This is a genomic window from Methyloversatilis sp. MC4-4, from assembly GCF_049843555.1.
GTDB lineage: Bacteria > Pseudomonadota > Gammaproteobacteria > Burkholderiales > Rhodocyclaceae > Methyloversatilis > Methyloversatilis discipulorum_B.
This window is the reverse complement of record NZ_JBBHZK010000002.1, coordinates 861,072-874,916: the sequence shown is the minus strand read 5'-3', so window position 1 is coordinate 874,916 and position 13,845 is coordinate 861,072. Positions and strand designations below refer to the sequence as shown.

14 protein-coding genes are annotated in these 13,845 nt (G+C 66.3%); 9 read left to right on the top strand and 5 right to left on the bottom strand.

Translation table 11 applies throughout. From position 1 onward, the window contains the following. The first annotated feature begins 82 nt into the window (after positions 1-82). Positions 83-1,627 carry a 2-isopropylmalate synthase gene (locus WDZ97_RS10890; RefSeq protein ID WP_304004042.1) on the top strand — a complete coding sequence of 515 codons (1,545 nt, stop codon included), beginning with the start codon at positions 83-85 and terminating at the stop codon, positions 1,625-1,627. Positions 1,628-1,646: 19 nt separating this feature from the next. Here the strand turns inward: WDZ97_RS10890 and WDZ97_RS10885 are convergent, their stop codons facing one another. Both WDZ97_RS10885 and wrbA read right to left on the bottom strand, forming a co-directional pair. Beyond that, a complete protein-coding gene (locus WDZ97_RS10885) occupies positions 1,647-1,997 on the bottom strand; it encodes a DUF2069 domain-containing protein (protein ID WP_425762753.1) in 351 nt (116 codons plus the stop codon). Positions 1,998-1,999: 2 nt separating this feature from the next. Continuing rightward, positions 2,000-2,593 (bottom strand): NAD(P)H:quinone oxidoreductase, encoded by a 594-nt coding sequence (gene wrbA / locus WDZ97_RS10880; protein ID WP_304004045.1) that lies wholly within the window; start codon positions 2,591-2,593, stop codon positions 2,000-2,002. Between the two features lie 81 nt (positions 2,594-2,674). On the opposite strand from wrbA, the gene WDZ97_RS10875 reads away from it, so the two are divergent. Beyond that, positions 2,675-3,517, top strand: coding sequence for a YhjD/YihY/BrkB family envelope integrity protein (locus tag WDZ97_RS10875; RefSeq protein ID WP_425762752.1), 843 nt, complete (start codon positions 2,675-2,677; stop codon positions 3,515-3,517). Position 3,518: 1 nt separating this feature from the next. Here WDZ97_RS10875 and WDZ97_RS10870 read toward each other — a convergent pair whose 3' ends face one another. Next, entirely contained in the window at positions 3,519-5,000 is a 1,482-nt protein-coding gene (locus WDZ97_RS10870) for a hypothetical protein (RefSeq protein ID WP_425762751.1), read from the bottom strand. A 166-nt stretch (positions 5,001-5,166) separates the two neighbouring features. Between WDZ97_RS10870 and pyrF the strand changes: the two genes are divergently transcribed. The 7 genes from pyrF to rplS all read left to right on the top strand — a co-directional run bounded on the left by pyrF (position 5,167) and on the right by rplS (position 10,966). Beyond that, positions 5,167-5,901, top strand: a complete 735-nt coding sequence (gene pyrF, locus WDZ97_RS10865) for an orotidine-5'-phosphate decarboxylase (protein ID WP_304004051.1) — start codon at positions 5,167-5,169, stop codon at positions 5,899-5,901. Between the two features lie 10 nt (positions 5,902-5,911). Continuing rightward, positions 5,912-6,967, top strand: a complete 1,056-nt coding sequence (locus WDZ97_RS10860; protein WP_304004053.1) for an ABC transporter substrate-binding protein — start codon at positions 5,912-5,914, stop codon at positions 6,965-6,967. Further along, complete coding sequence (locus WDZ97_RS10855) at positions 6,964-8,889, top strand: ATP-binding protein (RefSeq protein WP_425762750.1); 1,926 nt, start codon at positions 6,964-6,966, stop codon at positions 8,887-8,889. The genes WDZ97_RS10860 and WDZ97_RS10855 overlap by 4 nt, the downstream gene beginning before the upstream one ends. Positions 8,890-8,963: 74 nt before the next feature. Beyond that, complete coding sequence (gene rpsP, locus WDZ97_RS10850) at positions 8,964-9,206, top strand: 30S ribosomal protein S16 (protein ID WP_019919404.1); 243 nt, start codon at positions 8,964-8,966, stop codon at positions 9,204-9,206. A gap of 20 nt (positions 9,207-9,226) precedes the next feature. Continuing rightward, positions 9,227-9,763 carry a ribosome maturation factor RimM gene (rimM, locus tag WDZ97_RS10845; RefSeq protein WP_425762749.1) on the top strand — a complete coding sequence of 179 codons (537 nt, stop codon included), beginning with the start codon at positions 9,227-9,229 and terminating at the stop codon, positions 9,761-9,763. Next, complete coding sequence (gene trmD / locus WDZ97_RS10840) at positions 9,745-10,476, top strand: tRNA (guanosine(37)-N1)-methyltransferase TrmD (protein WP_304004057.1); 732 nt, start codon at positions 9,745-9,747, stop codon at positions 10,474-10,476. Before rimM ends, trmD begins: the two co-directional genes overlap by 19 nt. Before the next feature lie 109 nt (positions 10,477-10,585). Beyond that, positions 10,586-10,966 (top strand): 50S ribosomal protein L19, encoded by a 381-nt coding sequence (gene rplS / locus WDZ97_RS10835; RefSeq protein WP_019919401.1) that lies wholly within the window; start codon positions 10,586-10,588, stop codon positions 10,964-10,966. A 44-nt stretch (positions 10,967-11,010) separates the two neighbouring features. On the opposite strand, the gene folE2 is transcribed toward rplS, so the two are convergent. Beyond that, positions 11,011-11,826: a GTP cyclohydrolase FolE2 gene (folE2, locus tag WDZ97_RS10830; RefSeq protein WP_304004060.1), complete on the bottom strand. Its 816-nt coding sequence runs from the start codon at positions 11,824-11,826 to the stop codon at positions 11,011-11,013. A gap of 132 nt (positions 11,827-11,958) precedes the next feature. After that, on the bottom strand, positions 11,959-13,845 hold the full coding sequence (gene dxs, locus WDZ97_RS10825) for a 1-deoxy-D-xylulose-5-phosphate synthase (protein ID WP_304004061.1): 1,887 nt from the start codon (positions 13,843-13,845) through the stop codon (positions 11,959-11,961).

The following is a 13,845-nucleotide window of genomic DNA, read 5'->3' as shown; positions in this document are numbered from 1 at the left end:
CTGTGCCGTGCGCGGCCAGCCGCCTGTTTGAAGAAACGACCTTGCGCGCCCGCCTCGCCGCGGACGCGCCCCGGAGACTGCAATGACCGACCGCCTCATCATTTTCGACACCACGCTGCGCGACGGCGAACAGAGCCCGGGCGCGTCGATGACGCGCGACGAGAAGCTGCGCATCGCCCGTCAGCTTGAGCGCATGCGCGTGGACGTGATCGAGGCCGGCTTTGCGGCTGCCTCCAACGGTGACTTCGAATCGGTGCGTGCGGTCGCTGAAACCATCCGCGAATCCACCGTTTGCTCGCTGGCGCGCGCCAGCGAGAACGACATCCGTCGCGCTGGCGAGGCGATCAAGCCGGCAGCCAGCGGCCGCATCCACACCTTCATCGCGACCAGCCCCATCCACATGGAGAAAAAGCTGCGCATGAGCCCCGATCAGGTGGTCGAGCAGGCGATCAAGGCGATCGGCTGGGCGCGGGAGTACACCGAGGATGTCGAGTTCTCGGCCGAGGACGCGGTGCGTTCCGACATCGACTTCCTGGTGCGCGTGTTCACCGAGGTGATCAAGGCCGGCGCGAAGACGATCAACGTGCCGGACACCGTCGGCTACTCGGTACCGGCGCAGTGGGCAGAGCGCATGCGCATCCTGATCGAGCGCGTGCCGGGCGCCGACAAGGTGGTGTGGTCCACGCACTGCCACAACGACCTGGGCATGGCGGTCGCCAATTCGCTGGCCGCGGTGATGGCCGGCGCCCGTCAGGTCGAGTGCACCATCAATGGTCTGGGCGAGCGCGCGGGTAACGCTTCGCTGGAGGAGATCGTGATGGCCGTGCGCACCCGCCGCGACGTGTTCGGTGTCGAGACGCGCATCGACGCGACGCAGATCGTGCCGGCGTCGCGCCTGGTATCGACCATCACCGGTTATCCGGTGCAGCCGAACAAGGCCGTCGTCGGCGCCAACGCCTTTGCGCACGAATCCGGCATCCACCAGGACGGCGTGCTCAAGCACCGCGAAACCTACGAAATCATGCGTGCCGAGGACGTGGGCTGGAATACCAACAAGCTGGTGCTCGGCAAGCACTCGGGCCGCAATGCCTTCCGCGCCCGTCTGACGGAACTGGGCATCGTGGTCGAGTCGGAGGAGCAACTGAATGTCGCCTTCGCCGCTTTCAAGGAGCTGGCGGACAAGAAGCACGAAATCTTCGACGAGGACATCCAGGCGCTGATGAGCGACGAAGCGGTCACGCCGGAGCAGGAGCAGTACAAGCTGGTGGCGCTGAGTTCGCGTTCGGAAACCGGTGAACTGCCGCAGTCCGTCGTCACGCTGTCGGACGGCGGGCGCGAAGTGAAGGTGTCGTCCAACGGCAGCGGCCCGGTCGATGCGGCCTTCTGTGCCATCGAATCGGTGGCGAAGAGCGGTGCCGAACTGCTGCTTTACTCGGTTAACGCGATCACCACCGGCACCGACGCCCAGGGCGAGGTGACGGTGCGTCTCGCGCTGGGTGGGCGCATCGTCAATGGCCAGGGCGCCGACACCGACATCATCGTCGCCTCCGCCAAGGCCTACATCAACGCGCTGAACAAGCTGCAGGGCGTGCAGAAGCTGAATCCGCAGGGCGAAAGCCCGATCTGAACGACAGATCCTAGTTCGGTCAAGTGAGCCGGCTCGGCGCTGTGAGCTTGGAGTAGAACAGGCAGCCCAGGAACAGCGCTACCGACAGCAGCGTGTAGGCGATGGCCAGCTGTGCCGACGGGCTGCTGTCGGAAGTGGCGCGCACGATGCCCTCGGTGAAGTAGGCGAGGCTGAGCAGCGACATCCACTGGTGGGTGTAGCGCTTGCCGCGCAGGATGCCGAACAGCGCGCCCAGCAGCGGCAGTATCTTCAGTACCAGCCACGAGCCGCCCGGCCGCAGCGGAGCCAGCCACAGCTCCCAGGCGAGGCCGAGCAGGATGAGGGCGATCAGGCTGGACGAGGCCAGCAGGTTCCAGTGTCGTGCGGTCATGGTCAGGCGGCGAGTTTGAGTGCGGTCAGCGCAAGCCGGCGGCCGAGCGCGAAGGCGAGTCGTGCTTCGGCTTCCGACAGCTGCGTCCGCCCGTCGTGCCCGCTTACGTGGCTGGCGCCGTAGGGCGTGCCACCGTCCGGCGTGGTCGACAGATCGGGTTCGGAATAGGGCAAGCCGACGATGAGCATGCCGTGGTGCAACAGCGGCAGAGTCATGCTCAGCAGGGTGCTCTCCTGCCCGCCATGCATAGAGGTGGTCGAGGTGAACACCGCAGCTGGTTTGCCGGCGAGCGCACCGGCCAGCCACTGCGGGCTGGTGCCGTCGAGAAAGTACTTCAGCGGCGCGGCCATGTTGCCGAAGCGGGTCGGACTGCCGAGGGCGAGGCCGATGCATTCGTCGAGGTCGCGGGCTTCCGCATAGGGCGCACCGCTGTCCGGTACGGCCGCAGCGGTCGCTTCGCAGACGGTCGATACCGGCGGTACCGTGCGCAGGCGCGCTGCCGCGCCGTCGACCGAATCGATGCCGCGGCCGATCTGGCGTGCCAGGTTAAGCGTCGACCCGTAGCGGCTGTAGTAGAGGACGAGAATTTCTTTCAATGCGGGCCATCCAGCAGAATGAGGCCCGGAGTGTACAGCTTTGCCGGTCCCGATCTGCTGACGGACCTGCCACCTTCCCCAATGTCTTCACCGCTGATCGATCTTCTGATTCGTCCCTTTCACGTGCTGGGCGCGGCCGCACGGCGCCACCGCGAGGGCAGCGCCGCGCAGTCGGCGGCGGCGCTTGCATTCGCCCTGCTGTTCGCGCTGGTGCCGCTGATCGTGCTGGTGCGCCAGCTGTCCGTCTGGCTGCCGGAGGCGCTGCAGTTCGGCAAGCCGTTACAGACCTATCTGACCGGGTCCTTGCTGCCGGACGACGCCGGCTCGGCGGTGGTCCGTCACGCGACGCGTTTCGTCGCCAAGGCGCGCCGGCTGTCGCTGGTCGATCTGCTGCTCCTGCTGGGCAGTGCCTGGGTGTGGGTGCGCACCGCTGACCACGCGCTCAATGCGATGTGGCCGCAGCGGCCGCCCCGGCGACTGCGGCGTACCGCGCTGATCTACCTGGCTTTGCCGGTATTCGCCCCCTTCGCGCTCGGCGCCGGGACGGCCCTGAGTCTCTACCTCGTCACCGCCTCGCTCGGCATGGTGAACGAGCCGGCCTGGGTCAAGATTCTCCTGCTGCGCAGTGCGGCAGCCCTGGTGACCGCGGGTTTCCTGCTGTTGCTGTACCGGACGCTGCCGCGTGCCGCCGTCGGACTGCGTCCGGCGCTGTGGGGCGCGGTGGTGGCGACCGTGCTGCTGACGCTGATGCAGAAGATCCTGAGCCTGTACATCGAGCACATGCCCGGTTACGCGGTGGTCTATGGCGCGCTGGCCACACTGCCGGTTTTTCTGCTCTGGCTCTACCTGTTCTGGTCCATCGTGCTGTTTGGTGCTGCGGTGACCGCTGTGCTGCACGACCGGAGCGGGCGGCACTCGGGCTGACTCAGGGGCGGCTGGCAGGATCGGATCGACCACTGCTCGTATTGGCGCTCATTTCCTCGATTTCGAACAGTTCGAAGGCTTGCGTCTGCAGGTCGAGATCGGACAGGCGAGCGTCGCCGAGCCGGTAGCGGCCACCGGAATTGTGCGCAATCAGCAGGTCGCGACCGTTGGCCTCGCCGGGCGGCAGCATGATGCAGGGGTGCGGACGGTGGCTGGTGAGCGGCGGAAGGCGCAGCGCGGGGACGGCGGCGCGCGACCCCGATGCCTCGAACACGACGGTCGCCGCCTGGGCGCCGTGGCTGAGCAGTTCCACCCCGACATCGATGGCGCCCGCACTGGCGCTGCGCGCCCAGCGCACGACACAGATCATCCAGTTGCGACTGCCGCTGCCCTTGATCAGCACCGGCAGGCCGGGCCGGATCAGGCCGGTCGGGCCGGTGTCGAGGCGCAGCGCGAAACCGTTCGGGCTGTCGTTGAGCAAGGTCCAGCCGGTGGTCTGGTTGTCCCAGTCGGCGGCTGGATCGCGCCGTTCAAGCAGGTGCCAGATGGCGTCGAAACCGATCAGCATGCGTATCGCCTGGCCACGTTCGCGCCGTGCATGCTGCCGGCGCGGCATCGCCATCCAGCGCGCCTGCAGGCGGCGCAGCAGACGTCGCGTGCGCGTCTGACCGAGACAGGCGGGCAGATACATGTCGGCAACGTTGCCACCCTCGTCGATCAGGTCGAGATGATGGGCCAGCACCTGACCGAGTCGCTGGCAGGAGCAGTAGAGGATGTGCGGACCGCGTTCCGGATCGGGCGCCGCCCGCAGCAGCGGCGTCGGGCCGTGATCGTGCTCGTCGTCTATCCAGAACCACGAGTCGAGGTCGCGATGCGGCGGGTTCGACTGGATCTGTACCGCGCCCGAATAGCTGCGCACGTAGTCGGCGATGTTGAAGAAATCGGCTGGCGCGAGGTGCGGCGGCTGCGCCAGTTCGAGCGCGATCAATTCGCGGTGCAGCTGTTCGGCGTCCGCCGAGCCGGCGATCTGGGTGGCCGGCGTGGCCATCATGCGGGCGTGCATCAGCAGGGCGTGCGCCGTCGTCCACATGCCTGGCGGTACGTCAGCTGCGGTCAGCGTGCGCAGGGCATAGACGTCCAGCAGGCAGAGCATGGCGTGCCCTGCAGCGCGCGACGGCTTGTGTGCGGCGCGCGCCTGCAGTGCGTCGAGATAGCTGCGCGCAATCTGCATCAGCGCATCGCACAGCAGATCGGCCGCATCGCGCAGCGTGGCCTGCACCGGCAGTCCGCTGGCAGCAAGCTGCGGCTTCAGTGCCGTTGCGCAGGCCAGCGCGCGGTCATGGAAGATGTCGAGCACGCGTACCCGCGCCGGCGCGTCCATGCGCGCCTGGGCGAGCACGCCGAGGCAGGTGGCCAGCGCGGCCGCCTCGTGCCCGGGATCGCCGGCGGCGGGTGTTGCCAGCCAGTCGAGTACTGTCCGCAATGGATCCCCGGTCTTTGCCGAGCGCAAAAGGCTGTCGGGCGCGGCAGGAAGGGGGGCGGGGGCGGACATCGGGGTGGGGCGCAAGGACGTGTAGAGCGCTGATTCTAGTAAACTCGTGTTTTGTCTGCGCAGGCCATACGCCTCACTTTCCGTCCGCACCATGAACATGCCTAATTCCTCCGTCCAGTCCAAGGCCGCCATCGACCCCGCCGATCGGCTCATCGTGGCGCTCGACGTGCCCTCTGCGGACCAGGCGCGTGCCATCGTCGACCAGCTCGGTGACGCCGTCCGCTTCTACAAGATCGGCCTCGAACTGTTCATGAGCGGCAACTACTTCGAACTGCTCGATTGGTTGATCGCACGAAAAAAGAAGGTTTTCGTCGACCTGAAGTTCTTCGATGTGCCCGAAACTGTGCGCTCCGCGGTACGCGCTCTGTCGTCGAGCGGTGCCACCTTCGCGACCATTCACGGCAACCAGGCCATCATGGAAGCCGCCGGCGCCGACAAGGGGGCGCTGAAGATACTCGCCGTCACCGTGCTTACCAGCCTGGATCGGGGCGACCTCGACGATCTGGGCTTTGCCTGCGACGTCGATGCGCTGGTGCTGTCGCGCGCTCGGCGCGCGCTGGCCGCGGGCTGCGACGGGGTCGTGTCGTCGGGGCTGGAGGCGCCGCACATCCGCGCCGAACTGGGCGAGCGCATCCTGGTGGTGACGCCGGGCATCCGGCCGGTCGAGAATCGCCCGGTCGATGACCAGAAGCGCACGGTCGATGTCGCGCAGGCGCTGACCAACGGTGCCGACTACCTGGTGGTCGGGCGGCCGATCCGCAACGCGGCCGATCCGGCGGCGGCGGCCTGGCGCATGCAGGAACAGATCGCGCAGGCGCTCGGCCAGCGCTGATCGTCGGCAGGTGCGCATCATCAGCCCTTCGGATGATGATGCGCCGGACGCCCTTGCTGCATACTCGTTGCGTCTTCCCTTCCCATCGGGCTTGCCCCGCGCGCGAGTGCTGGCGTCAATACACTCGTTCTCCGCAATGACACGCGTCGGCCGCATCGGCCTCGCCGTGCGCATGCTCTTGATGCTCTGTTCATTGCTGCTGTGCGGGCTGGCGCAGGCGGCGTCCGTGCTCGTGCTGTTGAGCGAGCCGGGCGGCGCCTATGGCGAATTTGCCGAGGCGCTGAAGAACGAGCGCAGCGCCCGCGGCGGTTTCTCCTTGGCAGTGGCGACGCGGAACGATTTCAATGCCGCCTCCCTGACCGCGCACGACGCCGTGATCGCAGTCGGTGCCGGGGCCCTGCGCACTGTGGTGCAGGCGGACGTGCCCACGCCCGTGCTCAGCGTGCTGGTGCCGCAGAGCGCATTCGAGTCGATGCTGGCCGCGGGCAACACGCGCCGCTGGTCGGCCATACACATCGATCAGCCCTTCATCCGTCAGGTGGACCTGATACGCATCGCGCTGCCCGAGGCCCGACGGATCGGCGTGCTCTTCGATGCCGCCGACCCGGAGCGCCTGCAGCCCTTGAAGAACGCCGTTGCCGGCACCTCGATGCAGATTTCGAGCGGCAGTTTCACCGGCGAGTCGTCGCTGTTCGCGGCGCTGTCTCAGGTGCTCGACAACGCCGATGTCTTCCTGGCGCTGCCCGATCCGCAGGTGCATAACGCGGGAACCATACGCAATCTTCTGCTCACGTCGTTTCGTGCGCGCGTGCCGGTGGTCGGCTTCTCGGCGGCGTATGCGCGTGCCGGGGCCGTCATGTCCCTGTATTCGACGCCGGAGCAGATCGCCCGCCAGACGGCGGACGCGATCGCCTTCTGGATGCGCGAGCGCACCTGGCCGACGCCGCGCCATCCTCGACATTTCACCGTGTCGGTCAACGCGCACGTCGCGCGCTCGCTCGGGCTTCGCATCGAGGATGGCGACGCGCTGCGCGACAAACTGGTCCGCCAGGAGCGACTGCCATGAAACGCTGGGGCATTCGGCAACGCGTGCTGCTGGTCGCGCTGGCGCCGGTCGTCGTGTTCGGCATCGCGGCCGGCATTTGGATGGTGCTGCACCGGCTGGCCGAACTTGAGAATGGTCTGGTCGAGCGCGGGCGCGCGACTGCGCGGCAAGTGGCGGCCACTGCCGACTACGGGGTGTTTTCCGGCAATACCGAGTCGCTGGTGTCGCTGATCGAAGCGGCGCGTCGCGAGCGCGACGTAAGCGGCATCATGGTTTCGAGTCGTGATGGCGACCTCGTGGTGTCCGGCGGCGAACTCAGTCCGGAAGCCTACGTGCCGGGCAGGCGCCCGGCGGGGCTTGCGCTGATCGAGCTCGAACATTCGTTGATGTTCGTCGAGCCGATACTGCGCAGTGCGGTACTCGACGATCCGGACGTATTCGACGGTCTGAGCGAGATGCCGGCCGATCGGCAGCCGGTGGGCTGGGTGCTGGTCGAGGTGTCGCGCCACCGGGTCGATGCGATGAAGGGTGATTTCATCGTCACGACGGCCATCGTCGTCGCCGCTGCGCTGCTGGCAGCGAGTGCGTTCGCGATGCGCATCAGCCAGACGGTGACCGGGCCGGTGCGTGAAGTGTCGCGCGCGGTGCGCCGCATCGGCGAGGGGGACCTCACCGCGCGCGTTTCGGTATTTGGCGGAGGTTCACTGCGCGTGCTGGCCGAAGGCGTGAATGGCATGGCCGAGCGCTTGCTGCGCGCACGCGACGAACTCGAGGCAAGGATTGCGGACGCCACCCGCCAGCTGCGCAGCCGCACCGACGAAGCGGAGCGCGCCAATCATGCGAAGTCGCGTTTCCTCGCCGCCGCCAGCCATGACCTGCGGCAGCCGATGCATGCGCTGGGACTGTTCGTGGCCGAACTGGCCGAGCGCCTGCGTGGATCGGAGCACCGCACGCTGATCCGGCAGATCGAGGAATCGGTCGGCGCCATGGAAGATCTGCTCGACGCACTGCTGGACATGTCCAAGCTCGACGCCGGCGGCGTGACGGTGCGCCGGTCGGAATTTCCGCTGCAGCCCATGCTTGCCCGCATCGTCGAGGACTTTGCCGCCGATGCGCTGCAACGCGGCTTGCGGCTGAAGCTCCGGGCAACCGATCTGTGGGTCGAGTCGGACCCCTTGTTGCTCGAACGCATCATGATCAACCTGCTGTCGAACGCGGTGCGCTACACGCAGCGCGGCGGCGTACTGGTGGTCGTACGACGGCGCGGCGCCAGCGCGGTGATCGAGGTGCGCGACTCGGGGCCGGGTATTCCGCCCGAGGCGCACGACATGATTTTCGAGGAGTTCTATCAGCTGCAGAACCCGGCGCGGGCACGCGGGCAGGGCCTCGGCCTGGGTCTTGCCATCGTGCGCCGGCTGACCGGTCTGCTCGGGCACGACGTGGCCATCCGCTCGCGAGCGGGGCGCGGCTCGGTGTTCTCAATCGAAGTGCCGGTCGTCGCCGGGCCGGTGGGGCGTCATCAGACGGGCGAACCGGAGCCGCTGCAGACGCCCCTGTCAGTGTTCGTCGTGGTGATCGATGACGACCCGGGGTCGCGCACCAGCATTGCCGGCCTGCTGGCATCCTGGGGGTGCGAAGTGCTCTGCTCGGCCAACCTCTCGGAAGCGCGCGACATGATGCGACAGCGCGACAAGGTGCCGTCGCTCATCCTGTGCGACTTCCGCCTGGCTGCCGTGGCCAGCGGTATCGACGTGCTCGACGCGCTGCTGGCCGAACAGAGCGGCGACATCGCGGCCGCGCTGGTGACCGGCGACACCGATCCGCAGGTTCGTCGCATGGCCGCCGCGCGTGGCTATCCGGTACTGCACAAGCCGGTGCGTCCGGCCCGCCTGCGTGCGCTGGTGCAGCAGGTCGTACTCAGGCAGCAGAACCCGGTAGGCTGACTGGCGGGCAGTCCTTGCGATAACTCCGGTACTTCGCTAACATCGCGGGTTTTCCTCGTTTCGAAGGAATCGTAATGGTCGTTATTCGCCTCGCGCGTGGGGGTGCCAAGAAGCGCCCGTTCTTCAACATCATCGCCACCGACTCGCGCAATCGTCGCGATGGTCGTTTCATCGAGCGCGTCGGTTACTACAACCCGGTCGCTCCTGAAGGCACCACCAGCCTGTCGGTCAACGCCGAACGTCTGGCCTACTGGCAGAGCGTCGGCGCCCAGCTGAGCCCGACGGTTGCCCGTCTGGTCAAGCAGCAGGCGGCCTGATCAAGCACGTTTCCGAAGCAATGGTCGTACTGGGGCGCATTGCCGCTCCGTTCGGCGTGCAGGGCTGGTTGCATCTGCAGGCCTTTGGCGACGATCCGCAGTCCTGGAAGGTCATCGAGCGTTGGCTGGTCAGCGCCGATGCGGATGCCGCGCCTGAGCTCTGGCGCGAGCTCAAGCTCGATGGCTTCAAGCTGCAGGCCAAGGGGCCCATCGTCCGCTTCGAGGGCTGCAACGACCGGACCGCGGCGGAAAAGCTTGTTGGCCTGTACGTTGCCGCTCAGCGCCACGATCTGCCGGATACGGAAGATGACGAGTACTACTGGGGCGATCTGATCGGCCTCGACGTCGTCAATCAGTCAGGCGTGCGGCTCGGCCGTGTAGACCGGCTGCTGGAAACCGGTGCGAACGATGTGCTGGTCGTGGTCGATGACGCGGCCGGGGCAGAAAAGTCAGCAAAGCCGGCGGTAGAGCGCCTCATCCCCTTCGTTTCGGCGGTGGTGAAGGACGTGGACCGCGAAGCAGCGGTCGTGCGTGTCGAATGGGACGCGCAGTGGTAAGTGGTGTGCAAGCGGGGCGGCCGGTCACCTTCGAGGTGATTTCGCTGTTCCCTGAAATGTTTTCAGCCATCGAACGCAGCGGCATCACGCGGCGGGCGATGGAAAGATCGTTGTGGCAGGTCCGGCATACCAATCCGCGCGATTTCGCGACGGACGCGCACCGCACCGTTGACGACCGACCCTACGGCGGTGGTCCGGGCATGGTGATGCTGGCTGAACCGTTGGCCCAGGCGATCGCAAGTTGCAAAGCGCGTCATCCGGCACCGGTCAAGGTCGTGCATTTCTCGCCGGCCGGTGAGCGCCTGACGCACCGGCGGGTGATGGATCTGGCGGCGGAACCGGCGTTGATACTGCTCTGCGGTCGGTACGAGGGCATGGATCAGCGGCTGATCGACCGCGACGTCGATCTGGAGCTGTCCTTGGGCGACTTCGTGCTGTCCGGTGGCGAGCTGCCGGCGATGGCGCTGATGGACGCGATCATCCGTCAGCTGCCGGGCGCGCTGAACGATGCAGCGTCCGCGGTCGAGGATTCCTTCGTCGGCGGGCTGCTCGATTGCCCGCACTACACCCGTCCCGAAGTCTGGGACGGCAGGCCGGTGCCCGAGGTGTTGCTGTCCGGCGACCACGCGCGGATACGTCGCTGGCGCGCCGAGCAGGCGCTGGAACTGACACGCAGGCGTCGCCCGGATCTGCTGGCGCAGGAAGAGAAGTAGTTTTTTGCAGTACGCGGACGGCGGTCGTTACGCCGTTCCCTCAACAAACGCACGCATCACGGCAAACGTGCTCTGCGGCAAGGCAATGCCATAGACCAGGAGTCAAGACATGAATCTGATCCAGCAACTCGAGCAGGAAGAAATCGCCCGTCTGGGCAAGAACATCCCCGACTTCGCGCCGGGCGACACCGTCATCGTCAACGTGAACGTGGTCGAAGGCGACCGCAAGCGTGTCCAGGCTTACGAAGGCGTCGTGATCGCCAAGCGTAACCGTGGCCTGAACTCGAACTTCATCGTCCGCAAGATTTCCAGCGGCGAAGGTGTCGAGCGTACCTTCCAGACCTACTCGCCGCTGATCGCGTCGATCGAAGTGAAGCGTCGTGGCGACGTGCGTCGCGCCAAGCTGTACTACCTGCGTGAGCGTTCGGGCAAGTCGGCGCGCATCAAGGAAAAGCTGGCCAAGCGCAGCGCGCCGAAGAGCGCAGCCTGAGATCCGGCTGGCAGCAATAGAAAAGGGACCGCGAGGTCCCTTTTTTATTGCACGCGCGTCTGGCGCTTGTCGGCACTCACTTGTGCCCAGGCGGAGTGATTGTGGATGGACTCAAAGTTCTCCACTTCCAGCGTATAGGCGCGCACCCTTTCCTCGGTGTTCAGCCGGGCGGCGATGTCGCGCACCATGTCTTCGACGAATTTCGGATTTTCGTAGGCGCGCTCGGTCACGTACTTCTCGTCCGGACGCTTGAGCAGGCCGTACAGATCACAGGAGGCCTCCTGCTCGACGATGTCGATCAGGTCCTCGACCATCAAATTGCCTTCGATGACGGCTTCGATCGTCACGTGTGAGCGCTGATTGTGTGCGCCGTACTGCGAGATTTTCTTCGAACAGGGGCACAGGCTGGTGACCGGTACCAGCACGCGCAGCGTGAAGGTATAGCCGCCGTCCGACCCGACACGGGCGGTGAAGCCGACCTCGTAATCGAGCACGCTCTGTACGCCCGATACCGGCGCCGACTTCCGGCGGAAGTAGGGAAAGCGCAGCGATATCTCGCCGCTGTCTGCTTCCAGACGATCGAGCATGGCACGGACCAGAGCCTCGAAGGCCGGGGGGGCGAGCGGGGTGTCCAGGCCATTCAGCAGTTCGACGAAGCGGGACATGTGCGTGCCCTTCAGATGGGCAGGCAGGCTGACGAAGAGGCCGCAGTTGGCCACGGTGCCCTGTACCCAGCCATCGCGGCCACGCACGCTGATCGGGTGACGGATGCCGCGGATGCCGACTTTCTCGATCGGCAGCTCGCGCGGATCCAGCGTGTTCTGGACGTCGGGAATGGCGTGCGGATCGCGAGCATTCATGCTGAACCCCTGGTTTCTCTACATGATCATTTGTTGCATGTAGATTAACATCGGGTTCTGCCCTACTCAAGCTGCGACGCACGAAAAAAAGCCCGGCAGTGCCGGGCTTTCATCTTCGCCGAGGCCGGGCGTTCAGCGCGGGAGCGCCTGTAGTGCAGCGGTCAGCTGGGCGCGCACGCCAGCTGCGTCGAGCCCGACTTCCGCGTAGAGCAATGCCGGATCCCCGTGATCGACGAAGCGATCGGGCAAGCCGATGCGCAGCACGCGACAGGACAGGCCGGCGTTGTGGATCACCCGCTCGACCTCCGCGCCGGCGCCACCGATCAGCGCGTTTTCCTCCAGCGTGACGATGAGCCGGTGCTTCTGCGCGAGCTGGATCACCAGGGCTTCGTCCAGTGGCTTGGCAAAGCGCATATTGGCAACACTGGCGTCGAACTCGTCGGCAACCGCAAGCGCCGGCGTCAGCATGGCGCCGAAGGCGAGCAGGGCGGCATCACCCTCGCCGGTGCGCCGAAGTTCGCCGCGACCGATCGGCAATGCGGTCATCGTGTCCTGTGGTACCACGCCGGGGCCGCTGCCGCGCGGGTAACGCACGGCAGTGGGCCCCTTGTGCATGTACGCGGTGTAGAGCATCTGCCGGCATTCGTTCTCGTCGCTCGGCGTCATCACGACGAGATTGGGCAGACAGAGCAGATAGGACAGGTCGAAGGCGCCGTGGTGGGTGGCGCCGTCGGCACCGACCAGACCGGCGCGGTCCAGCGCCATCATGACCGGCAGGTTCTGCAGGCAGATGTCGTGGATGAGCTGGTCGTAGGCGCGCTGCAGGAAGGTCGAATAGATCGCGACCACCGGCTTGATGCCTTCGCAGGCAAGTCCGGCGGCAAAGGTGAGCGCGTGCTGCTCGGCGATGCCCACGTCGAAATAGCGCTGCGGGTACTCGGCGGCGTAGCGCACCATGCCCGAGCCTTCACGCATCGCCGGCGTGATCGCCATCAGCTTGTCGCAGCGGGCGGCCATGTCGCACAGCCAGTCGCCGAACACCTGAGTGTAGGTCGGCTTGCCGCCACTCTTGCCGGTCTGGATGCCGGCATGGTGATCGAACTTGCCGACGCCGTGATAGAGGATGGGGTCGGCCTCGGCCAGCTTGTAGCCGTATCCCTTCTTCGTGATCACGTGCAGGAACTTCGGGCCCGGCAGTTCGCGCAGGTTCTCCAGCGTCGGGATCAGCGCGTCGAGGTCGTGGCCGTCGATCGGGCCGTAGTAATGGAAGCCGAATTCCTCGAACAGCGTGCCCGGCGTGATCATGCCCTTCACGTGTTCTTCCGCGCGCTTGGCGAACTCGCGCAGCGACGGCGCGATCTCGAGCACCTTGGCGCCGGCGCGACGGGCGGCGTTGTAGGTGTGGCCGGACAGCAGGCGGGTGAGGTACTTGTTCAGTGCGCCGACGGGCGGCGAGATCGACATGTCATTGTCGTTGAGGATGACCAGCAGGTCGGCGTCCTCGACGCCTGCGTTGTTCAGCGCCTCGAACGCCATGCCGGCAGTCATCGCGCCGTCACCGATCACCGCGATACTGTGCCGCTTCTGCCCCAGGGCGCGGGCGGCGATGGCCATGCCCAGCGCGGCGGAGATCGAGGTCGACGAATGCGCCGTGCCGAAGGTGTCGTAGGTGCTTTCGCAGCGGCGCGGAAAGCCACTCACGCCCTTGTATTGACGCAGCGTCGCCATGCCTTCCCGACGACCGGTGAGTATCTTGTGCGCGTAGGTCTGATGACCGACGTCCCAGACGATGCGGTCGTCGGGTGTGTTGTAGACGTGGTGCAGCGCCACCGTCAGCTCCACCGTGCCGAGATTGGACGACAGGTGTCCACCGGTGCGCGATACCGATTCGACCAGAAAGGCGCGCAGTTCGGTGGCGAGCTGGGAAAGCCGTCGGCTGTCGAGTTTGCGGACGTCGGCCGGCGAATCGATCGTTTCCAGCAGCGGGTAGGCGCTCATCGTGTGCAGGGATCTGTCCAT